Origin of the sequence: Haloarcula argentinensis DSM 12282, assembly GCA_000336895.1 — an archaeon.
Lineage (GTDB): Archaea > Halobacteriota > Halobacteria > Halobacteriales > Haloarculaceae > Haloarcula > Haloarcula argentinensis.
Map to the genome: position 1 here is coordinate 328,126 of AOLX01000017.1, position 19,813 is coordinate 347,938.

The 19,813-nt window shown below is 63.3% G+C and carries 21 protein-coding genes; 11 read left to right on the plus strand and 10 right to left on the minus strand.

Annotation, left to right across the window (positions count from 1 at the left end):
* Positions 1–48: 48 nt before the first annotated feature.
* Complete coding sequence (locus C443_RS10610; RefSeq protein WP_049944004.1) at positions 49–2,277, minus strand: V-type ATP synthase subunit I; 2,229 nt, start codon at positions 2,275–2,277, stop codon at positions 49–51.
* Positions 2,264–2,596 (minus strand): ATP synthase archaeal subunit H, encoded by a 333-nt coding sequence (ahaH, locus tag C443_RS10615; RefSeq protein WP_005536224.1) that lies wholly within the window; start codon positions 2,594–2,596, stop codon positions 2,264–2,266. Before ahaH ends, C443_RS10610 begins: the two co-directional genes overlap by 14 nt.
* A gap of 115 nt (positions 2,597–2,711) precedes the next feature.
* Here ahaH and C443_RS10620 point away from each other — a divergent pair, with 115 nt between their 5' ends.
* Entirely contained in the window at positions 2,712–3,332 is a 621-nt protein-coding gene (locus tag C443_RS10620; protein ID WP_005536225.1) for a methyltransferase domain-containing protein, read from the plus strand.
* A 185-nt stretch (positions 3,333–3,517) separates the two neighbouring features.
* On the opposite strand, the gene C443_RS10625 is transcribed toward C443_RS10620, so the two are convergent.
* A complete protein-coding gene (locus tag C443_RS10625; protein ID WP_049944005.1) occupies positions 3,518–4,750 on the minus strand; it encodes a DUF7096 domain-containing protein in 1,233 nt (410 codons plus the stop codon).
* A gap of 154 nt (positions 4,751–4,904) precedes the next feature.
* Between C443_RS10625 and C443_RS10630 the strand changes: the two genes are divergently transcribed.
* The 7 genes from C443_RS10630 (at position 4,905) to C443_RS10660 (ending at position 10,378) form a co-directional block, all read left to right on the plus strand.
* Positions 4,905–5,999, plus strand: coding sequence for a helix-turn-helix transcriptional regulator (locus tag C443_RS10630; protein WP_005536228.1), 1,095 nt, complete (start codon positions 4,905–4,907; stop codon positions 5,997–5,999).
* A gap of 85 nt (positions 6,000–6,084) precedes the next feature.
* Positions 6,085–6,876 carry an electron transfer flavoprotein subunit beta/FixA family protein gene (locus C443_RS10635; RefSeq protein WP_005536229.1) on the plus strand — a complete coding sequence of 264 codons (792 nt, stop codon included), beginning with the start codon at positions 6,085–6,087 and terminating at the stop codon, positions 6,874–6,876.
* Entirely contained in the window at positions 6,876–7,826 is a 951-nt protein-coding gene (locus C443_RS10640) for an electron transfer flavoprotein subunit alpha/FixB family protein (RefSeq protein ID WP_005536230.1), read from the plus strand. Before C443_RS10635 ends, C443_RS10640 begins: the two co-directional genes overlap by 1 nt.
* A gap of 61 nt (positions 7,827–7,887) precedes the next feature.
* Positions 7,888–8,730 (plus strand): polyprenyl synthetase family protein, encoded by an 843-nt coding sequence (locus C443_RS10645; protein WP_005536231.1) that lies wholly within the window; start codon positions 7,888–7,890, stop codon positions 8,728–8,730.
* A 45-nt stretch (positions 8,731–8,775) separates the two neighbouring features.
* Positions 8,776–9,336 carry an AAA family ATPase gene (locus tag C443_RS10650; protein ID WP_005536232.1) on the plus strand — a complete coding sequence of 187 codons (561 nt, stop codon included), beginning with the start codon at positions 8,776–8,778 and terminating at the stop codon, positions 9,334–9,336.
* On the plus strand, positions 9,336–9,758 hold the full coding sequence (locus C443_RS10655) for an RNA-binding domain-containing protein (RefSeq protein ID WP_005536233.1): 423 nt from the start codon (positions 9,336–9,338) through the stop codon (positions 9,756–9,758). The genes C443_RS10650 and C443_RS10655 overlap by 1 nt, the downstream gene beginning before the upstream one ends.
* The gene (locus C443_RS10660; protein WP_005536234.1) at positions 9,755–10,378 is read left to right on the plus strand and encodes an HAD family hydrolase; all 624 of its coding nucleotides are present in this window, start codon (positions 9,755–9,757) and stop codon (positions 10,376–10,378) included. Before C443_RS10655 ends, C443_RS10660 begins: the two co-directional genes overlap by 4 nt.
* A gap of 57 nt (positions 10,379–10,435) precedes the next feature.
* Here C443_RS10660 and C443_RS10665 read toward each other — a convergent pair whose 3' ends face one another.
* From C443_RS10665 to C443_RS10675, 3 genes are all read right to left on the minus strand, one after another.
* Positions 10,436–10,780: a hypothetical protein gene (locus C443_RS10665; RefSeq protein WP_049944018.1), complete on the minus strand. Its 345-nt coding sequence runs from the start codon at positions 10,778–10,780 to the stop codon at positions 10,436–10,438.
* 239 nt (positions 10,781–11,019) lie between these two features.
* Positions 11,020–12,075 carry a molybdopterin-dependent oxidoreductase gene (locus C443_RS10670; RefSeq protein WP_005536237.1) on the minus strand — a complete coding sequence of 352 codons (1,056 nt, stop codon included), beginning with the start codon at positions 12,073–12,075 and terminating at the stop codon, positions 11,020–11,022.
* A gap of 51 nt (positions 12,076–12,126) precedes the next feature.
* Positions 12,127–13,083 carry a lamin tail domain-containing protein gene (locus C443_RS10675; protein WP_049944019.1) on the minus strand — a complete coding sequence of 319 codons (957 nt, stop codon included), beginning with the start codon at positions 13,081–13,083 and terminating at the stop codon, positions 12,127–12,129.
* Between the two features lie 87 nt (positions 13,084–13,170).
* On the opposite strand from C443_RS10675, the gene C443_RS10680 reads away from it, so the two are divergent.
* Both C443_RS10680 and C443_RS10685 read left to right on the plus strand, forming a co-directional pair.
* Positions 13,171–14,064: a CBS domain-containing protein gene (locus C443_RS10680; RefSeq protein WP_049944006.1), complete on the plus strand. Its 894-nt coding sequence runs from the start codon at positions 13,171–13,173 to the stop codon at positions 14,062–14,064.
* A gap of 123 nt (positions 14,065–14,187) precedes the next feature.
* Positions 14,188–14,922, plus strand: coding sequence for a GNAT family N-acetyltransferase (locus tag C443_RS10685; RefSeq protein WP_005536242.1), 735 nt, complete (start codon positions 14,188–14,190; stop codon positions 14,920–14,922).
* 21 nt (positions 14,923–14,943) lie between these two features.
* Here the strand turns inward: C443_RS10685 and C443_RS10690 are convergent, their stop codons facing one another.
* From C443_RS10690 to C443_RS10705, 4 genes are all read right to left on the minus strand, one after another.
* A complete protein-coding gene (locus C443_RS10690; protein WP_005536246.1) occupies positions 14,944–15,990 on the minus strand; it encodes a hypothetical protein in 1,047 nt (348 codons plus the stop codon).
* 122 nt (positions 15,991–16,112) lie between these two features.
* Positions 16,113–16,679 carry a magnesium transporter gene (locus C443_RS10695; RefSeq protein WP_005536248.1) on the minus strand — a complete coding sequence of 189 codons (567 nt, stop codon included), beginning with the start codon at positions 16,677–16,679 and terminating at the stop codon, positions 16,113–16,115.
* Positions 16,680–17,258, minus strand: a complete 579-nt coding sequence (locus C443_RS10700) for a magnesium transporter (RefSeq protein WP_005536250.1) — start codon at positions 17,256–17,258, stop codon at positions 16,680–16,682.
* A 54-nt stretch (positions 17,259–17,312) separates the two neighbouring features.
* Positions 17,313–18,164 carry a DUF7537 family lipoprotein gene (locus tag C443_RS10705; protein WP_005536251.1) on the minus strand — a complete coding sequence of 284 codons (852 nt, stop codon included), beginning with the start codon at positions 18,162–18,164 and terminating at the stop codon, positions 17,313–17,315.
* A gap of 131 nt (positions 18,165–18,295) precedes the next feature.
* Here C443_RS10705 and C443_RS10710 point away from each other — a divergent pair, with 131 nt between their 5' ends.
* Positions 18,296–19,684, plus strand: a complete 1,389-nt coding sequence (locus C443_RS10710; RefSeq protein ID WP_005536252.1) for a substrate-binding protein — start codon at positions 18,296–18,298, stop codon at positions 19,682–19,684.
* Positions 19,685–19,813: the final 129 nt, after the last annotated feature.

Below are 19,813 nucleotides of genomic sequence, written 5' to 3' on the forward strand. Positions count from 1 at the left end.
CAGGCAGTAAACAACGACGATTAGCCCGAAGAGAAAGGAAGCGCGCGATCAGTCCTCAGTCGTGTAGTTGCGTTCGTAGCCGAACGGGTTGTACCGCTTCCCGCCGCCTTCGAAGAACTTGCCGAAGAACTCCACGTACTCGAGTCGGACGCCCTGAAGTCCGGCACTGGTGATACCAAGCACCAGCACGAGCAGGTGACCGATCACGAGGATGAGGACCCCGACCAGCGCGGCGGCGATCCCGGAGTGGACGAGCCCGGGGAACATGATCGCTTCCGCGCCGTATTCGGAGATCGCCCACTCGGGCCCGTGCCCGATGAGGAAGTGGAACTCGCCGTGGTGTGAGTAGGCCCCGAAGAACAGCAGATTGACAACGAAAGCCATCCCTGCCTTGGCCAGCAACACGGCGGCCAGTCGAGTGTACGACAGAACGTTCACCAGCACGTTGAGGAACTCGACGACCTCGATAGGGTCGGCAAGTGCCAACAGGACGAGACCAGCGAAGAAGAGGACGAGCCACGCCGAGAACGGCGCGCCCAGTCCCGGAATCGTGAAGAGGTTTATCGCTGGCAGTCCCGTGAAGCCCCATGCATACGGGTTCCCGGCGAAGACGCCTGCCTCGGCGGTGTAGAGGAAGTCAGGCGCTGCGCCGTTCGCGCCGGAGAACACCCACGCCCAGAGGCCGAATAGCATCAGCAGCCAGGACCCGCTCTCGGTGATCGCGTCCCAGAGGCCGTGACTCAGGTTCTCGATGAAATCGAAGATCCAACCCGCAGCGAGGTGAACCGTCCCGGCGAGCAGGCTCATTGTCAGCCAGGCCAGCGCGTAGCCGGAGTAGGACGGCTGGAGACCTTTGTGCATCGGTGGGTGACCGCCCCAGACGACTTCACCGAGCTGGTGGAGCCCGAAGACTTCGCCGTACAGCACACCGAACAGCGCGGTGAACCCACCAGCCCACATACCGACGCCACCGAGGCTCTTCAGCACGTCACTGTCGACCTTCGAGTACAGCCCATAGCCCAGTGCTAGGTACAACAGCCCGTAACCGAGGTCACCGATCATGAACCCGAAGAAGGCCGGGAACGTTAGGAAGAAGGCGACTGTCGGGTCGAACTCGCCGTACTTCGGTCGGTTGACGACCTCGACGAGGTCCTCGAAGGGTCGGACACCGCTTGGATTGTCCTGAATAACCGGCGGGGCGTCGTCACCCATCGTGATGACGCCGCCGTCAGCGACGGTTTCCTGCGGTTGGCTCTCACTCTCCGGCTCGGGGGCGTCGACGGAACTGCCGACAGGTTCACCGCCGTTGCCGCCCTCGCGCTCGACTTCTTCGTGAGACTCCGCGTGACCCTCGCTATTGTACTCGGCAATCTCGATTCGGTCGATGTCGACAGCATCGCCGACAGCACTCGAAAGGGCCTGCTCGAACGCCTCGTAGCGCTCGTTCGGAATCCAGCCCTCGGCGATGAAGGCGTTTTCCGTCGTCGCGAAGGTGAGCGGCGCTTCGCCCTTCTGGGCCTCGATAGCCAGTTTCTCCTCGGCGGCGAGCAGGAACCCGGCGTGGTCGAGGCGGAGTTCGTTGAGTTCGTCCTCGACGGTCGAGAGCTTCGATTCGAGCTGTTGTTTCTCGTGTTCCAGCTCTTCGAGATATGACGTCGGGTCGCCGTCGCCCTCCGGCACTTCGAGCCGGGAGAACGTCGCCCCGACCAGTGCGTCCTGCAGGGCGTCTTCGTCGGCCTGTGCGAACACGGCAACGACACCGTCCTCAGTGAACAGCTCGAACGTCTCGATGTCGCTGTCCGCGAGAACGGCATCGATCTCGTCGCTATCGCCCTCGCCGACGACGACTGACAGCGAGTCGTAGCCACGGAGCAGGTCGAGATCAATGCCAAGCGCGACGAACGGCGCCATCGTGTTGATCTGGTCCTCGACGGCCCGGAGTTCGTCACGGACCTCGTCGCGCCGGTCGTCGAGTTCGTTGACTGCCGTCCGAACCTCATCGAGTTGCTCCTCGATCGCCTCGTCGGTGACAACTCGGGTCGGGCCGGCGTCCTCCTCACTGACGTCCAGAATGGACTGTAGCGAGCGAACCGTGACGAGCTTGTCCGAAACCTCGTTGGTTCCGGTAAGCGAGTTCCCCGGTTCGAATCCGTCCCAGGAGCCATCATACTCGGTGACGTGGAGCATATCGAGGTCGTGGACGGCCTCAATAGTCTGCTCCATCGCGCGTTTCGACCCCGTCACCGAGACGCGGCACATCTTCTCAGGTCTGAGCATGCACCGCCTCCTCGAACAGGTCTGTGACGTATTCGACTACCTCGTCGATCTGTTCACTGGCCTGCTGTTCGAGGTCGTCGCGAGCGGTCTCACCGTCTTCGATGATCTGCTCGCGTTCGGCCTCGATCTCTTCGCGAGCCGCTTCGAGACGATCCTCGGCGGCCGCTTCTGCCTCTTCCCGCGCAGATTCGCGTATCTCCTCGGCCTCCTCGCGAGCTTCCGCGATGCGGTCTTCGCGGTCTTGTTCGGCCTCTTCGACGATCTCGTCGGCCTCCTGCTCGGCCTCCTGTATCCTGTCAAGAACTTCTGGCCGTGGCATTCTCTAATCATGTGAGCGTTGCCAGAGCGGCTATTTGGTAGTTGCGAAGTTTCCCCGTGTGATACAGCGGCCGAAATCCGGGGAATTATGACCGCCAAGTCCTAAGCTGGCAGTAATGGGAGTCCTCGAGAACAAAGCCCGCGCGCGGACGTTCTACAAGTATCTCTCGAAGGTGTACGACCAGATCAACCCCTTCATCTGGGACGAACGGATGCGCGACGAGGCGATCGCAATGCTCGACCTTTCGCCCGACGACAAGGTCCTCGATGTCGGCTGTGGCACCGGCTTCGCCACTGAGGGGCTGCTCGAACAGGTCGATACGGTGTACGGGCTCGACCAGAGCCCCCACCAGCTCTCAAAGGCTTTCGAGAAGTTCGGGAAATTCGGCGACGTACGCTACCACCTCGGTGACGCCGAACGACTCCCGTTCAAGGACGACAGTTTCGACGCGGTGTGGTCCTCGGGGTCAATCGAGTACTGGCCCAATCCCGTCGACGCGCTTGCTGAGTGTCGTCGACTGACCAAGCCCGGCGGCAAAGTCCTCATCGTCGGCCCCGACTATCCAAACTCGACTGTCTTCCAGAAGATGGCCGATGCTATCATGCTGTTTTACGACGAGGAGGAGGCCGACCGGATGTTCACCGAGGCCGGGTACGAGGAGTTCGAACATCACATTCAACAGTCCCGGCCGGGGAGTCCGCGTGCGATTACGACGATTGCAGAAGTGCCTGAGTAATCCCTTCGGTCACGAGCGAAGCGAGTGGCCGCTTTTTCGCCCACGTTTTTGCGGTGAGTGGTGACCAAAGGTCACCCGAACCGGAAAAAGGTGTCTGGTAGTCCCGACCAGGGAGTCGCCGGGCGATTACAACAATTGCAGAAGAACCAGAGTAACAGCGACTATAGAACCGCTCTTTTTCCGTGCTACGCCGAACCACTGACGGGAACCCGTACTCGGTCTCCGTCCTGTGTGGTTGCGGTAACCGTGTACTCCCCACGGGGTTCGACAGTCCAGAGGGAGCCGTCTGTAACAGTCGTCCCGATCCGTTTACCGTTTATTCTGACAGTCGCATCCACCCTGGATCCCGTACTGTTGTCGGCGACTGTTACGAGCAGCGGCCCAGACTCGAAGGACTGCTGGACCCGGACGCGAACTGACTGGTTCACGTTCGTCGCGACTTCCGACCGGTCGACCGTCGTCAGTTTGAGGTGCTGGGTCTCGTAGAAGACGTTCGTCGTGCCACCGTCGAGATACGCAGTCAGTTGTCCGTTCGAGTGGTCAGCCTGAATCTGGTAGATCGCACTCCGACCGTATGCCTGAACGGACGGGTACTGCTCGCTGTAGAGCCACGGGTAGAGGTTCTCCGCCCGCGTGTTGACCGCACCGAGGGAGTCGTTGGTCCGGGCGAACTGGTCGATTGCCGTCTGTTCGCGGTCCTGTCCGAGATACGTCTCACGCGCGTACTGGCCGTCTGAGACCGTCGACAGCATATAGCCTTCCGAGGACGCCTCGACGTACACCGCGTTTGGCTCAGTTTCACCGGCAGTTTCGACACTGATACGCTGGCTTATCGGACCGCGGTACGTCTTGAGTACGCCCCTGTTGTTTTCCAGCCGGAAGCGCTGGTTCGGTGACAGCGAGTAGTCCGGTGCAGTGCCAGCGGCCGTCCGAACCCGTTCAAGACGGTCGGTCAGTTGTCGGGACTCAGCGTCGATCAGTGCCCGTTGTCGCAGGAACTCCGTGGCGGTTATCGTACCGCTGGCGTATTGCTGGATTGCGGCCTGATTCCGTCGTTCCAGACTCGTTCGTTGGCGTTCGATATCGGTCAACGTCTCGTCGACAAGCCGGTCGCGAGCGGTCTCGCTGTCCCGCTGGAAGAACTGCTGTTCGAAGGTCGTCGTCGCGTAATCGCTCCGAAGATCACTAGAGCCGGCTGCAACCGCGACGCCCACATCGATCGATGACCGGTTGTACGTCGTCGACCTGACGTCGCTGGCCGGGATAGCGAGGTGGTTCGTCGTATTTGCGACGGCCGTGATCTGTGGTAACTGGTCGCTGCCGTCAGCGGTCTGGGTCGGCGAGGCGAACCCAGTCACCGGGGCAGCCACGGAGACGAGCATAAGGAGGATCACACCGACTGCAGGGAGGGGACGCATCAGCCGTAAATACTCACCCACCGTACAAAAATCCCCCCATTCTCCATGCCTCAATAATCGTCTGAGAGGACACTAGACCTTTCAAAGCGCCCGCTGACGTTTTATTCTCGGATGGAAAGGGTTTTGCCCCCAGAACGTTCATCGATGAACGAGAATGACCCCGCGGGTATCAGGTGCCCTCCTCCTCCTCGTCCTGTTTGCCCTGTTGGCGACCCCACCGCATGCGACAGCGGCGGCGATTGATACTCCTCACGCCCAGCAGACGACCGGGACGCCGGCACCGGTCGCGGAGAATACGACGTTCGCTCTCCAGATTCAATCGAACGGCGACGCCAAGTGGACGATAACAGACACCTACGCACTTGAGGAGAACGATACTGAGTCGTTTAGAAACATCGGTGAGCAGTTCGCGGAGGGAGGCAACAGGGCAGAGTGGCTGCCAGCGTTCCGGGAGGCAAAAAACGAGGCCAGTACGGTTACCGGTCGCGGGATGGAGATTACCGATGTCGACCGTCGGTACGAGGTGTCAGACCGAAAGGGTCAACTGATACTCGAGTTCACATGGACGAACTTCGCAGTTGTCACCGGTGAAAACATCGTCGTCAGAGACGCGTTCAATTCCACAGACGGTACATGGTTCGGGACGCTAACTGCGGACCAACGCCTCGTTATCTCGCCACCGCCAGAATACGGGGTTGAGAGCGCCCCGAGTGCCGTCGACGACGGAAAGTTGGTTTTCGAGGGGCGACGGACGTTCGAGCCGGGGTACCTGTCCGTCGTGTACACTGGCGAACAACCGACTACCCAGACACCAACAGAAAGCCCGGAGTCGATGTTCAGCGGCGTCGACTCGACCTGGATCGGCGGGGTCGTACTGATGCTTCTGCTCGTCGGGGCCGTCGGTTACATGTTCAAGACTGGATACACTGACGCGCTGCCATCAGTCGCAGCCGGGACCGACGATGGGGACGACAGTGCCGGGACGGCAGCCCAAGTGAGCGACACCGCAGCCGCGGATGACGTCGACGTCGAACTGCTGAGCGACGAGGAACGCGTCGAGCGGCTCCTCGAAGAAAACGGCGGTCGGATGAAGCAGGCCCGTATCGTCTCCGAGACCGGCTGGTCGAACGCGAAGGTGTCGCAGTTGCTCTCAGCGATGGACGAAGAGGGTCGCATCGACAAGCTCCGCATCGGTCGGGAGAACCTCATTTCATTCCCGGACGAGGATATCACCGACTTCGACGAGTAACTGTCCGGACCATTTGAGTGTAAACGAGCCGGGCGTGGTTTCTGGTTCGAAAACGTTTATTCGCTGTCCGGTCGGACGTCTCAGCATGAAAATCCTTGTCACGGTAAAGGAGGTGGCGGCCGTCGACGACGAGTTCGAGATCGACGGACTCGCTATCGACGACCGGTACGTCACAGCCGACCTCAACGAGTGGGACGAGTACGCTGTCGAAGCGGCCGTCCAAATAAAGGAGGCTCACGACGACGTCGAGGTCGTTACCGCCACTATCGGTCCGTCCGAGACGGACGAAACGATCCGGCAAGCGCTGGCGAAGGGGGCCGACCGCGCCATCCGTGTCTGGGACGACGCACTCGACGATGCTGGCCTGCTAGACCCCGAGACGAAGGCAGAGGTACTGGCCGCCGTCGCTGCCGAGGAAGACCCCGATCTGGTGCTGACCGGCGTCCAGTCCGCCGACGATGGGTTCGGGGCGACCGGCGTCACGCTGGCCGACAAGCTCGATATGGAGTGGGGCGCTGTCGTCAACAACCTCGACCTCGATCTGGAGGCAGGTGTCGCCAGCGTCCATCGGGAACTGGAAGGCGGCGTCGAGGAACTCACCGATATCGAGATCCCTGCCGTACTGACGATACAGACCGGGATCAACGACCCCCGCTACGCGAGTCTTCGAGGCATCCGGCAGGCCCAGAGCAAGGAGCTCGCGGAGTACAGCCTAGCGGATATCGGCCTCGACGCGGCCGGGATTGAAAGCCCACTGGAACAGACTTCGCTGTACGAGCCTGAAACCGAAGGTGAGGCAACGGTGTTCGAAGGGAGTCCCGAGGAGACGACGACCGAGTTGGCTGAACTGCTCGCGGAGAAGGGGGTGACCAGCTAATGTCGGTCCTCGCTATCGCCGAGCACCGGCGCGGGGAGCTCCGACCGGTGAGCATAGAACAGCTAGCAGCCGGTCGTGATCTCGCCGACAAACTCGGTGGCGAGCTACACACCGCCGTCATCGGCGGTGATGTCGAGGCGTTCGGGGCAGACCTGAACCGAGAGGGCGTTGATACCGTTCACACCGTCGATATCGGCGAGGAATTCAACCACGACGTGTACACGCAGGTCGTCACCCAGCTGGCCACGGAGCTGGGCCCGACCGTCCTCCTGATGCCAAACAGCGTCAACGGTCTCGATTACGCGCCGGCAGTCGCCAACCGGCTGGACCGACCGCTTGTGACCGACGTGGTCGACATCGACGCCGAGGACGGACTCACCGCCACCAGAGAGCTGTACGGCTCGAAGGTCGAAACGACAATCGATGTCCACGCCGACCAAGCGGCCGTGACCATCCGCCCGGCCGAGTGGCCGACAGTCGAAGCAGACGGTGACGCCGCAATCGAGGCATTCGACGCGACCATCGACGAGAGCGCCGTCAAGTCCACCGTGAAGGGCTTCGAAGAGGTCGGCGGTGGCGACATCGACATCACTGACGCCGACGTGCTGGTGTCCGTCGGCCGCGGGATCGAGGAGGAGGAGAACCTGGATATCATCCACGACCTCGCTGATGCGCTGGACGCGACGGTGTCGGGTTCCCGACCGCTTATCGACAACGGCTGGCTTGCGAAGGACCGCCAGGTCGGCCAGAGCGGCAAGGTCGTCACACCGGACGTGTACATCGCCATCGGCATCTCCGGGGCCGTCCAGCACGTCGCCGGGATGAAGGGCTCGGACACGATTGTTGCCATCAACACCGACCCGAACGCGCCGATCTTCGATATCGCCGACTACGGCATCCAGGACGACCTGTTCGAGGTCGTCCCGGCACTCACCGAGCAGTTCCAGTAGCCACCACACACTGAATCGCGGGTGACAAGGTACTTTTTATGGTAGTCCTAAGGAAGCGGTAATGGAGTATCTCGAGCGCCGGCGCGACCGGGTCGAGGAGCGTCTGGAGGCGGTTCTCGACAGCGTGGAGCCGGAGGAACTCGCAGACGAAGTGCGTCACGTGGCGCTTTCCGGGGGGAAGCGGGTGCGGCCGACGGTGACAGTGCTGGTGTGTGAGGCGCTGGGCGGGGAGCCAGCCGATGCCGTCGATTTCGCGGTCGGCATCGAACTCGTCCACAACGCCTCGCTGGTCATCGACGATATCATCGACGAGTCAGAACTCCGGCGAGGGTCGCCGGCCGCCTGGGAGGCCTTCGGCCACGGCCCGGCAATCATCGCTTCCGACGGCCTGCTCGGCGAAGCGTTCAATCTCTTTTCGACAGACGAGCGCGCCATGCAGACCGTCTCCGAGTCGATGGTCGAACTGGGCGAGGGCGAGGCGATGGAGCTGGTCGCGGAGCCATCCAACGAGGAGGAGTACATGAAACTGGCCCGCCGGAAGACCGGGGCGCTGTTCCGGGCTGCGGCAGAACTGGGTGCGATTGCCGCCGACTCGGACCCGTATACGGTCGAGGCGGTCGGCCAGTACGCCGAACGGGTCGGCGTGGCCTTCCAGATGCGCGACGACGTACTCGATGCGACGGCCGACGCCGAAACGCTGGGCAAGCCGGCCGGGACCGACGCGGAGATGGAACGACCGTCGCTGGTGGAAGTGACGGAGCTGACGACTGAGGAGGCAAACGAGCGAGCACGGGCCGAGTCCGACGCCGCCCTCGAGTCGCTATCGACCATCGACGCCCCGGAGTCTCAGTCGATGGAGTACCTGCGGGACCTCGCGGAGTTCGTCGTCGTCCGCGAACGGTGAGGCCGAACGGGAGGGCTTTTGCCCGCTGCTCGATTACGCCCAGCAATGACAGTTATCGGTATCGTCGGGCTGCCGGGCAGCGGGAAAAGCGAGGCAGCGAACGTCGCCGCCGAGATGGACGTGCCGGTCGTGACGATGGGCGACGTCATCCGCGAGGAGTGCCGTGACCGTGGGCTTGACCCCGCATCGGACCACGGGACGGTCGCGAAGGCGCTCCGGGAAGAGAACGGTCCCGCCGCCATCGCCGAGCGCTCGCTACCGATGATCGAGGCGGAACTCGAATCGAACGACACCGTCCTCGTCGACGGTATCCGGTCGGACGTGGAAGTCGAGGCGTTCGAAACGGCGTTCGGCGACGGGTTCCTGCTCGTCGAGATAGATGCCCCGTTCGAACTGCGGGCCGACCGACTTGACCTCCGTGGGCGAGATACCTCGGCGGACGACGGTGGCGAATCGCTTGAGGACCGCGACGCTCGCGAACTCGGCTTCGGGATGGGCGAGGCCATGGACATGGCCGACCTGACTATCGAGAACACGGAGACGCTGGCCGCGTTCCAGCGGACCGTCCGTACGTTGATTCGGGACGGCCCGGAGGTACTCGACTAATGAGCGCCGTCTACTCCGTCGACATCCGAATCGAAGCTCCCGTCAACGACACTGAAGTAACCGACCGGGTCGCCGACGCCATCCAGAACCTCTTCCCGGAGGCTGACCCGACCCACCAGCAGGGCGTACTCGTTGCGGAGGTACACACGATGGACGGATTCTCCGAGCTACTCCACCGGCGGGAGATTCTGGACACAGCCCGGTCGGTCTTCTTCGACAATCTGGAGGGCGACACCTTCGCGTTCGACGTGAAGAAGCAAGCGGCGTTCGAGGGGCGGATCAACTTCGCAGTCGGTGACCCTTCGGAACTGGGCGACATCCACGTGAACGTGACCGTCACCGAACCGTCGGCCGAGGAGTACATCGACTACGTCGCACCGCCGACCGAGGACGGCCAGCCGGTCTACGACGAGGACACATGACGACGACCATCTGCTTCGACCTCGACGACACGGTCGTCCACTATCCGGAGCCGTACAAGAACATCATCCGTCGGACGGTCGAGGCCCACGGTATCGAGTACACGGACGAGGTCCGGGCCGTTAGCAAGGAGGCGTTCTACACGGCCTTCGAGGCACTGGAGCCGGAGCCGTACCGTCAATCTATGGCCGCCGTCGTCGAGGCGACCGGGGCAGACGTGGACCTCGATGCGCTGGTCGAGACGCTCAGAGAGACCGAGTACGCATCGACGACCGTTCCCGAGGCGGCCCGGGATAGCCTGACCGCACTCGCTACCGACAACCAGCTCGCGATTGTCACCAACGGCGTTCGAGACTGGCAACGTAGTAAGCTCGACCACCACGGGCTGACTGACCTGTTCGACCGCTTCGTCGCCTCCTACGAGGTCGGTGCACACAAGCCTGACAGCGCGCCGTTCGACCGAGTTCGGGAGGAGCTACCGGCCGACGAGTACGTGATGGTCGGCAACGAGTACGAAACCGACGTGGAAGGGGCCCGCAACGCCGGTTTCGTGCCGATTCACTACGAATCGGGCGACGACGGCGGGCCAGATCTCTGGGATTCTATCGATGCGCTGGTGTAGCGTGCGTAACTGCTGGCACAGAACACCACGGGGACTGGAAGCGGCTGACCGCCGGACTCAGGCCAGTACAGCCGTGAGGATGATGCCGGTGTTCCACGCGGTCACCGCAACGCCCAGTAGCGCCAGCCCGAGCGGGACACCGATGGAGTACGGCCAAGAGACGTACTTCCAGATGGCGAAAAAGCCAACGAACACGACGGCTTTCAGCCCAGTCAGAACCAACAGCGCGTGCCGTTCCAGCAGTAGTTTGACGACCGGGCTGAGTTCTGTCACGCCAGTAATGCTGTAGCCGACGAGCGTCGTGACGAGGTCGCCGACGCCGAAGAAGGCGACGGCAACCGCCCACAAGGCGACTGCAGTGTTCGACGGACCGGCGATTCGGGCGGGCTGCCGCCAGTTCATACCCCCGCTACCGTTCCACATTACTTCGTTAGTGGTAGCTTCAATGACAACTACAGCGGTAAGCTACTCTTTCGACCGCTGGACCTGTAGTACTGCACTGAGCCCTGAGCCAACGTAGAGAGACAGTACTCGGTGTTTCCCCGTCCGAAGTTGGCATATACCGCAGGTAATCACCTCTTTCCATGCGGGACTGCCCCGGAAGAACAGCGACCGCGCTGCCCCCAAGTACGCAGGCCGGATCAAAGCCCGCTCACGAATATCGCAAGCCACTCCCCGAGTTCGCGGCGCTTGCTGACCCGCACTGACTCGACCCACTTCACCCACTGAAAGCCCCGGCGGCCGGGCGCAACGAGTCGGAGCGGGTAGCCGTGGCCGTGGGCCAGGCGCTCGCCGTCGACATGGGTGGCCAGCATAGCATCGCGGGCCTCCGACAGGGGGAGACTCCACCGGTACCCGGTCACTGACCGGAACTGGACCCACGCCGCCGCGTCGTCGGGGTCGGCGGCGTCAAGCAAGTCGGCGACGCGAACGCCCTGCCACTCGTGACCGGAGTACCAGCCGCTCGTGCAGTCGAGTACCACCGATTCGGTCGCGTCCGGCGAGAGGTCGCCGGCGGCGTAGCTGGTCTCGCGGGCGACCCGGCCGGCGACCGACAGCGACCAGTCGGCCGCGTCGACCGGGTCCGGGTCGTCGGCGACCCAGCTGGTGACGGGGAAGCGGTTGCCGTCGTCGGTTCCCTGCTCTCGCGAGCCGGTGTATCGGCGGTCCGCGCCGGCCGTGTCGAGGGCGTCGTTGGCTGGCCCCTGAACTCGCCAGAGGAGCGCCCCTGCGGTCACCAGCCCAGCGTATCGGAGGACGTCTCGGCGACCGCCGCGGGTAGCCTGCGCCGGCGAGTAGAACCGGGCACGGAGATGCACCAGCAACAGCGGGGGGACCAGCAGGCCGAGCGCGACGTGCAGGTGAAACAGCCCCCACGGACCGAGGTCGAGCGTGCCGCCGAATATCCACCAGACGCCGGTGCCGAGCGCCCCCAGTGTGATGACGGCCAGACCGACCGAGAGAACGCGGACCCCGGTGAGCCGCGACGGAGTGAGGCGGTGGGCGACACGGCGGAGCTTCACCGGCAGCAGGAGCGTCAGCACCACGCCGGAGAGGGCATGAACGTCGATAATCCACGCACTGCTGGGGATGCCTGCAAAGATGGTGGCGATACCAGTGGTAAGCAGCGTCGCCACCGCCGTGAACAGCCCCCAGTCGACCGCCCGTGGTGTCGGCGTCAGCCGGCGGGTGTCCATGACAGTGGTTAGCACCGGAACGGCTTATACTGTCGTGGCAGCGCAGCGGCGTCAGTACGACTGTCGCAGGACCGTCGCACCGCTGTCGTTCCGGACAATGACGGTGTCACCGTCGTTGTTCCAGACCGCCCCATCCTGTCCCCAGTACCGTTCCGTGTCAGTGTCAGTACCGCTACCAGTGTAGAGAGTGACCGACGCGTTCGGGTCGAGAGTCAGGTTCGCGAACGTGTACTGGTGGTCAACCTCGTCGCTGACCGCCCACCCGGAGAGGTTGACCGGCTCATCGCCGGTGTTCACGAGCGTAACGTACTCGTCGTTCAGGTTCTCGTTGTCGTTGCCCGTCGCATCGGCGTGGATATTCGCAATTTCGACGCCGCTGGCGCTCTCGGACCCGCCGTCGGCGATAGCCGTGCGGGTCACTGCGTCCGAATCCGTACAGCGCCAGAGTCCGCGCCGATCGGAGCGGGCAGCGTCCTCGGCCGCGTAGAATCGGTCGGCTCGCGTGAATTCGCTGTCGTAGACGCGCGCGTGGCCAGTTTCGACGAGCCGGTAATTGAACAGCGCTTCGTCGTGAACAACGTAGGCCAGTAGTCGGTCGTAGTAGCCGCGCCGGTTCAGATTCGGATCGAAGGCGAGCCCGACGGTCTCACCGAGGAGCCGTTGCTTGACGAGCGACGACGCATTCGTGCCGGCCCCGTGGAGACAAGATGCCCCAGCGTCGGTTTCGGGGACGCCCTCGAACTCCGCGGGCTTGTTCTCGGTGTGGACTTCGGGGGTGTCGACCCCGACGAGCCGGACCGTGTCGCCGGTCCCGTTCTCGTAGGCGACCTGTATCGTGTCGCCGTCGACGACGGCTGTGACGGTCACCGTGACAGCGGACACCGGAACGTCGACTGCCGACTGGCCGTCGACGGCGGTCCCTGCCGACTGAGACGGGGAGCCGGTGAAGCCACTGCAACCGGCAGCGGCTACGAGGACGACGACGAGAGCGAACACGAGCCGAGACATTGTCGAAATATCGATAGCCGGCGACACAAGGGTGCCGGTGTCACCGGGCGGACTGTTATACGTCTGCCATGTCTGGATTCCGGTACGATGCTCGTCCCGCTACCAGTTAGAGATATCATGCGGACGCCGGTCAAAACAATCAGTCCCGATGCTCCGGTCATCGAGGCGGCTCAGCGTCTCCGCGACGAAGACATCGGCTCGCTCGTCGTCGAGGACGACGGCAGCTGCGTCGGCATCATCACGGAAGGCGATATCGTCGCCGTCACTGCAGCCGAGGGGGATACCAGAGCGCTGTCGGTCGGCGATGTAATGGCCGAGACGCTGGTGACGGTCACGCCCGACGTGGACATCGAAACAGCCGTGGATCGGTTGCGGACGAACAACATCAAGAAACTGCCCGTCGTCGAGGACGGGTCTCTCGTCGGTATCGTCACGACGACCGACCTCTCGAACTACATCCCACACCTCTCACGGGCAAGGAGAGCGTTCGATGACCAGTCCCAGCGGAAGCGGTTCACCCGGCCCGACACGCTGTACGAGAACGAGGACTGGACCTTCGAGAGCTACGGGACCGCCGACGGGATCGATGTCGGAGACCACGTCCAGTTCAGCAAGACGATATCGCAGGCCGACGTGAAGGCTTTCGCCGAGGCCAGCGGCGACACCAACAGACTCCACCTCGACGCGGCGTTCGCAGACGGGACGCGGTTCGGTCGCCGAATCGTCCACGGGACACTCGTTTCGGGTATCATCAGTGCGGCCCTGGCGAGACTCCCCGGGCTGACGATTTACCTCTCGCAGGAGCTGAGCTATCAGGGGCCCGTCGATATCGGCGAGGAGGTCACGGCCCGCTGTGAGGTCGTCGAACGCATTCAGGACAACCGATTCCGGCTGGCCACGGCCGTCGACGACTCCGAGGGGAACTGCGTCATCGAGGGTGACGCCGTCGTCATCTCCGACCCGATTCCGGACACGGCCTGACCTGCCAGTCAAGCACATCTCGTCACGTTCGGCAGGGACTGCTCGCACAGAACTCCCACCGCGTTTCATGTTTTATGTTACCAAACAACAATTGTTAATAATCTGCTAGTATATATGTCCGATATGGACGCTGTCGAACGGCCGACATTCGAGACGACCGCGGCGATGGAGGTGTACCAGTACGTCGAACGACACGGGACGGCGGCACGGCATAGGGTCCGTGAGATGGTGGACCTTTCTCCCGAAGCGTTCGAGAAGGCCCTGACGCATCTTCTATCCAAGGGATACATCGAGGACGACGGCGGGACCCTGACGCTGGCGCTCGATGTCGGTTCAGTTGAGGAACACACCACGGACGGGCTGACGTACACGATTCGGCCGGCCCACAACGACGACTTCGAGGGGCTCGTCCAGACCATTCGGAACGTCTCAAGCGACGGTACATACGTCGTCGCCGAGAGCGTCGCCGAGCAGTTGCTGTACGAGGACGCCGTCACGCGGCACAATACGGTAGAATCGAGAGTGTTCTTCGTCGCCACGGTCGATGGGGAAGTCATCGGCTGGTGTCACCTCGACATCCCGCAACTGGACAAGCTCCGCGAGACGGCCCAGCTCACCGTCGGCGTCAGGGAGGAGCAGCGTGGACAGGGCATCGGCAGCCAGCTTATGAAACGCGGGCTGGACTGGGCAAAAGCCAACGGCTACCGGAAGCTGTACAACAGCGTGCCGGCGATCACGGAGAACGCGATGGTGTTCCTCGAAGACCACGGCTGGCACACCGAAGGAATCCGCCGGAACCACTACACCGTGGACGGCGAGCAGGTCGACGAAGTGATGATGGCCTACACGTTTGACTGACGCCGGGCCACCGGCATCTCACTACAGGAGCACGACCAGCGCCAGCGCGATCCAGACGATTTTCAGGCCCGTGTTGACGACGATGACTTTCGAGCCGAACTCCCGGCCCCAGATGCCGTACTGGAACGGGATCGAGCGCTTGAACGTCGAGACGGCAAACGAGATGATCCCACCGACTAGCATCGTCGCCACGGCGGTCCGCGCGGAGAAGGTCCCGTTCCGGATGAGCGGCGCGATGACCGTCGCCCCCGAGGTCGTATCGAGGGCGTAGGCGGCGATGACGGGGATTGCCGCCCCGGGCAAGCCGAGCAGCCCGGCGAACCCGTCGGCGGCAGTCGTCACAGACGCCCCGTCGCTACCGATGAGTGTCAGCAGTTCATCGCTGTAGGCAAGCAGTAGCGAGACGACGGCGTAGATAGCCGCTAGCCGCGGCAGGATGTCGCGGACCTTCTCCCTCGTCGCGTCGAACGCTGTCCTGACGGCCGCTCGGCGGCTCTCCGGACGGTCGTCGAACACGTCACCCGCGTCGTCAGCCGTTCCGCCGTCCGGAGTCGGGCCCGCACCGGCGGTCGGCCGGCCGACGTTAGACGCGTCCAGCAGCATCGCGCCGGCGGCGATGCCGGTCAGCGTAATCGCCAGCGCGATGAGTCCCCGCGTGGCGACGTACAACACCCCGACCCGAAAGCCCAGAATCGGGATGAGAATCGGGGCGTAGAACGTGATAATGTGCTGGGCGAAACCGAAGAACGTGTTGATGGTGACGGCGATTATCGTCGCGCGGTCGGACAGCACCCCGGACTCCCGGAAATCGGCGAGCATCCCGTAGCCGGCGGTCGTCGACGCCGTCGTCGTCAGGATCGCGGTCCCGACCTCGTCCGGGAGGTTCGCCGGCGACGTGAGATACCGCGAAACCACGGCGATTTTCTCGACCAACCCGAACGCGACCGCCAGTTCTGCGAGGAACACGCCAAACGAGAGGAAGAACGTGATACGGAGAACCCGGACAGCGACCTCTCCGAGGACAGCGACCGCCGGGTGGCCAAGCACTGCGGCAACGAACGACTGCACACTGAGACATACGACGCTGGTCCGCAAATGCCCATCGATAGCGTCGGTCGCTCTCGGGGAAACGGCTGCCGGACACGGTGGCCGCGCGGGACGACGGCTACCGCAGTTCCGACACCGACCTGTCACACGAGGACGCGAACAGCACCGAACAGCACTACCACGCCCAGCACGTCACAGACGTTCGTGACGACGGGGATGACCACGTCGTCGGGGTCCAGTTCGAGCCGGTAGGCGGCGTAGGTCGTCACCGTCGTCACGACGATAGCCAACAGTGCCAGCAGGCTGCCGCTGACGAGCGCGACCAGCACGACCGTCCGGAGCGGGAGCGCAGCGCCGCCGATGACGGTCTGGAGCAGCCACGCACCGGCCCCGACGAGCGGGAACAGTGTCACCGCAAGAGCAAGCGTTGCGATAGCGTTGCCGGCCAATCGGTCGTCGGTCGCCGCAAACGACAGGAGGCCGAGGTGAAACGCCGTCGAGAACCGCGCCGCGAGAATGCTGCCGAGGTTGCCCGCCATCCCAATAGTCACCGGAACGAGCACGAGCAGTGAGGGATACTGTAACAGTGTTCCCTCGAAGGTATCGAGAACGAGGCCGCTCCCGAGTTCGATAACGGTCAGCACGATCAGGATGGGGAACATCGTCCGGACGATGCCCGAAACCGACCACTGGGAGGCGAACTCCGCCACTCAGCCACCCCCCAGCGCGAGGACGAGGCGGGTCGCGCCCAGCAGCGTCGCGATGCCGACGACGTCGCCCGTCGTCGTCACGACCGGGCCGGCCAGCGTATCCGGATTGAGTCCGTGGCGGTAGCCGACGAACACGACCGAAACGACGGCGATAGTCAACAACAGCCCTGAGACGAAGCCCGCGATGAGCGCAATGGCGACGAGGGTCGTGAGCGGGGCCGACGGTCGTCCGACCAGCGCGAGCAGGGCGACAGCCATCACCGCGGCGACCCCGCTAATGAGTACGCCGTTTGCCAGTGCCGCCGCGACGGCGGCGTTGATGCGGTCGTCGTCGAAGGAGAACCGCGGGTCGATAAGCCCCTGATGGAGTGCCGACCCCAGACGTGCGCCGAGCGAACCGTAGACGTTCCCCCGAGTGGCGAGTAATGCCGGCACGAGCACGAGCAGTCCGGCGACATCCTGTAACTCCGCGTCCATGCCGCCGAGGACGACGCCCGCGAAGAGGCCACCGACTGCACTGAGTGCCAGTACCGGGAGCGCTTCCCGGTAGGCTTCAAGTGCCACCTCGCGGACAGTCATTGCAGGGCGAAGGACGGCGAGCGAAAAAAAGCCCCCTGATGCGCTGGCCCCCACTCAGCCGGCGGTCGACCGAGCCCTGTCGTACCACGGTGGCCGTCCCACTGTCGTGTTCCCGACCGCTGTAAACCGGACCGTTCTAGTTACTGTGACTGGGTCGCCATCGTCCGTGACTCTCGTGTACTCGGTCCGGTAGTGTCGGACGAGTCCTGCTCGAGTGACGTGGGCGACGAGCGTCGCGTTCTCCCGGGACGCCCACGCTGTCGACGAGGTGTTTTCCCGCAGTCGGTCGCCCCTGATGACGTAGACGGTTCCGTCTGACTGCTGGGACTGCAGGGTCCGGGTGTGGAACGGGGCAACAGTCCGAGTGACGTCGGCAGCGGGACGACCGTTCAGCGCGGCGGCGTGGACCCAGTATCGCCACGTACCCGCATAGCTGTCCGGCGGGTCGTACTCGTTGTGGACCGTTTGATTGTCGCGCACGAGTCGGCGAAGATACGTGTCGCCGTCGGACCAGAACGACGCGGTCGCCGGCGGCCGGCCGAGGAGCACCGGGGCCGCGTGCCCGCGGACGGAAATGTTCGTGAGGTACGTCCGGTTCGCGTCCAGCACGACATGGACCCGGAGGTGGGACCGCAACGACCCGTTTGCATATCTGACGGTACGGTTCATCGTCAACGTGTAGCCGGTTCCGTTGAGACGGTCCCCGTGAGCGGACCCGAGGAGGGATGGGCTGGTGACGCCCGTCGGCCCAACACCAGCAGGATACGTGGTCTTAGAGTCGGTCGGTACCTGCGCAGGCGTCACCGGCGTCGGCGAGCCGTCACCGCCGCTGAACCCGAACCCGCCACAGCCAGCGGTAACGACGATGGTGAGGACGAGTAGCTGCCGACGCAGATTCCTCGTCATGTTCTAACAAACCAATCAGGTCGGAATAAGTCTACGGATCGCCATTTATCCGGGATATGTCGTTCTATAGATGTGAAATCGTTGATTAACCTACCGAAACTATTATGATATATACAGACACCGTATGGAACATGCCAACTAATGGCAGATCGGTCAACCGACGACAGTTGCTGAAGAGTACGGGCGTCGCAGGTGTGGCAGGGCTGACGGGACTGGCCGGTTGTTCCGGTGGCGATGGTGGCGATGGCGGCGATGGCGGCGATGGTGGTGATGGCGGTGGCGACGGCGGCGACGACTACCCGTCGCTCGGGAACTTCCCGGTCGAGGGCGACACAGTCACGTTCGGATTCAACGTTCCGCAGTCCGGTCCCTACTCGTCAGAGGGGCAGGACGAACTCCGGGCATACGAACTCGCCCAGAAACACCTCAATAACGGGGGTGGCTGGGTGAACAGCTTCGAGGCCCTCAGTGGCGACGGCGTCCTCGGGTACACGGTCGACTCGGTGAACGGTGACACCGCGACCGACGCCGACACCGCCCGACAAGCCGCTTCGCGGATGATAAACCGGGACGACGTGGTGATGATCTCGGGCGGCTCTTCCAGTGCAGTGGCTATCGCCGTCCAGGGCCTCTGTCAGTCGCAGAACGTCATGTTCATGGCCTGTCTGACTCACTCGAACGACACGACCGGGAAAGACTGCGCCCGGTACGGGTTCCGGGAGATGTTCAACGCGTACATGACCGGCCAGGCGCTCGCACCGGTGCTTGAAAGCGAGTACGGCTCGGACAACTCCTTCTACCAGCTATACGCCGACTACTCCTGGGGCCAGACCCAGCAGGACTCGATGAACCAGTTCCTCTCGGAAATCGGGTGGGAAGAAGTCGACAGCGTCCCGACGCCGCTCGGGACCAGCGACTTCTCCTCGTATCTCTCCGAGGCCGCAAACAGCGGCGCGGACGTGCTCGTCCTGAACCACTACGGGCTGGACGGCGCGAACTCCGTCTCGCAGGCCGTCGATGCCGGTATCGACGAGGACATGGAACTCGTCGTCCCGCTGTACAACCGCCCGATGGCACAGGCCGCCGGTGGCTCTATCGAAGGTATCTACGGAACGATCGCCTGGGATTCCCAGATCGACAACGAGGCGTCGAATGCGTTCACGCAGGCGTTCCAAGACGAGTACGACCGCGTCCCGTCCGGACCGGCTCAGCTCGCATACGCACAGACGCTCCAGTACGCAGCCGCCGCCGAACGAGCGGGCACGTTCTACCCGCCGGAGGTCATCCGCCAACTGGAGGACTACGAATACAGCAACATCGGCATGGGCCAAGAGACGATGCGTGCCTGTGACCACCAGGCCCAGCGGGACATTCCGGTTGCCCAAGGGCTGCCTGAGAGCGAACAGGGCGACGGGAACTTCATCGACATTGTCGAGATCACGTCCCGGGACGACGTCGGCTACGGCTGTGACTCCGGACCGGCCGCGGAGTGCGAACTCGGCGAATACGGCGACGAATAGGGCAGAATCCGGACAGGGGAGCGTACCCCTCATGATTTATAGTGCATGAGGTTGCCTTACTTGATACACAAAAACTAGCATGATTAGGAATACGCAGATAGTACGAGCAGAGTGCAGTGGGGTGACTCC

Excerpts from the sequence above, each read along its gene's own strand:
- C443_RS10610 (WP_049944004.1), bottom strand. The coding sequence starts at position 2,277 with ATGCTCAGACCTGAGAAGATGTGCCGCGTCTCGGTGACGGGGTCGAAA.
- ahaH (WP_005536224.1), bottom strand. The coding sequence starts at position 2,596 with ATGCCACGGCCAGAAGTTCTTGACAGGATACAGGAGGCCGAGCAGGAG.
- C443_RS10620 (WP_005536225.1), top strand. The coding sequence starts at position 2,712 with ATGGGAGTCCTCGAGAACAAAGCCCGCGCGCGGACGTTCTACAAGTAT.
- C443_RS10625 (WP_049944005.1), bottom strand. The coding sequence starts at position 4,750 with ATGCGTCCCCTCCCTGCAGTCGGTGTGATCCTCCTTATGCTCGTCTCC.
- C443_RS10630 (WP_005536228.1), top strand. The coding sequence starts at position 4,905 with ATGACCCCGCGGGTATCAGGTGCCCTCCTCCTCCTCGTCCTGTTTGCC.
- C443_RS10635 (WP_005536229.1), top strand. The coding sequence starts at position 6,085 with ATGAAAATCCTTGTCACGGTAAAGGAGGTGGCGGCCGTCGACGACGAG.
- C443_RS10640 (WP_005536230.1), top strand. The coding sequence starts at position 6,876 with ATGTCGGTCCTCGCTATCGCCGAGCACCGGCGCGGGGAGCTCCGACCG.
- C443_RS10645 (WP_005536231.1), top strand. The coding sequence starts at position 7,888 with ATGGAGTATCTCGAGCGCCGGCGCGACCGGGTCGAGGAGCGTCTGGAG.
- C443_RS10650 (WP_005536232.1), top strand. The coding sequence starts at position 8,776 with ATGACAGTTATCGGTATCGTCGGGCTGCCGGGCAGCGGGAAAAGCGAG.
- C443_RS10655 (WP_005536233.1), top strand. The coding sequence starts at position 9,336 with ATGAGCGCCGTCTACTCCGTCGACATCCGAATCGAAGCTCCCGTCAAC.
- C443_RS10660 (WP_005536234.1), top strand. The coding sequence starts at position 9,755 with ATGACGACGACCATCTGCTTCGACCTCGACGACACGGTCGTCCACTAT.
- C443_RS10665 (WP_049944018.1), bottom strand. The coding sequence starts at position 10,780 with ATGAACTGGCGGCAGCCCGCCCGAATCGCCGGTCCGTCGAACACTGCA.
- C443_RS10670 (WP_005536237.1), bottom strand. The coding sequence starts at position 12,075 with ATGGACACCCGCCGGCTGACGCCGACACCACGGGCGGTCGACTGGGGG.
- C443_RS10675 (WP_049944019.1), bottom strand. The coding sequence starts at position 13,083 with ATGTCTCGGCTCGTGTTCGCTCTCGTCGTCGTCCTCGTAGCCGCTGCC.
- C443_RS10680 (WP_049944006.1), top strand. The coding sequence starts at position 13,171 with ATGCTCGTCCCGCTACCAGTTAGAGATATCATGCGGACGCCGGTCAAA.
- C443_RS10685 (WP_005536242.1), top strand. The coding sequence starts at position 14,188 with ATGGACGCTGTCGAACGGCCGACATTCGAGACGACCGCGGCGATGGAG.
- C443_RS10700 (WP_005536250.1), bottom strand. The coding sequence starts at position 17,258 with ATGACTGTCCGCGAGGTGGCACTTGAAGCCTACCGGGAAGCGCTCCCG.
- C443_RS10705 (WP_005536251.1), bottom strand. The coding sequence starts at position 18,164 with ATGACGAGGAATCTGCGTCGGCAGCTACTCGTCCTCACCATCGTCGTT.
- C443_RS10710 (WP_005536252.1), top strand. The coding sequence starts at position 18,296 with ATGCCAACTAATGGCAGATCGGTCAACCGACGACAGTTGCTGAAGAGT.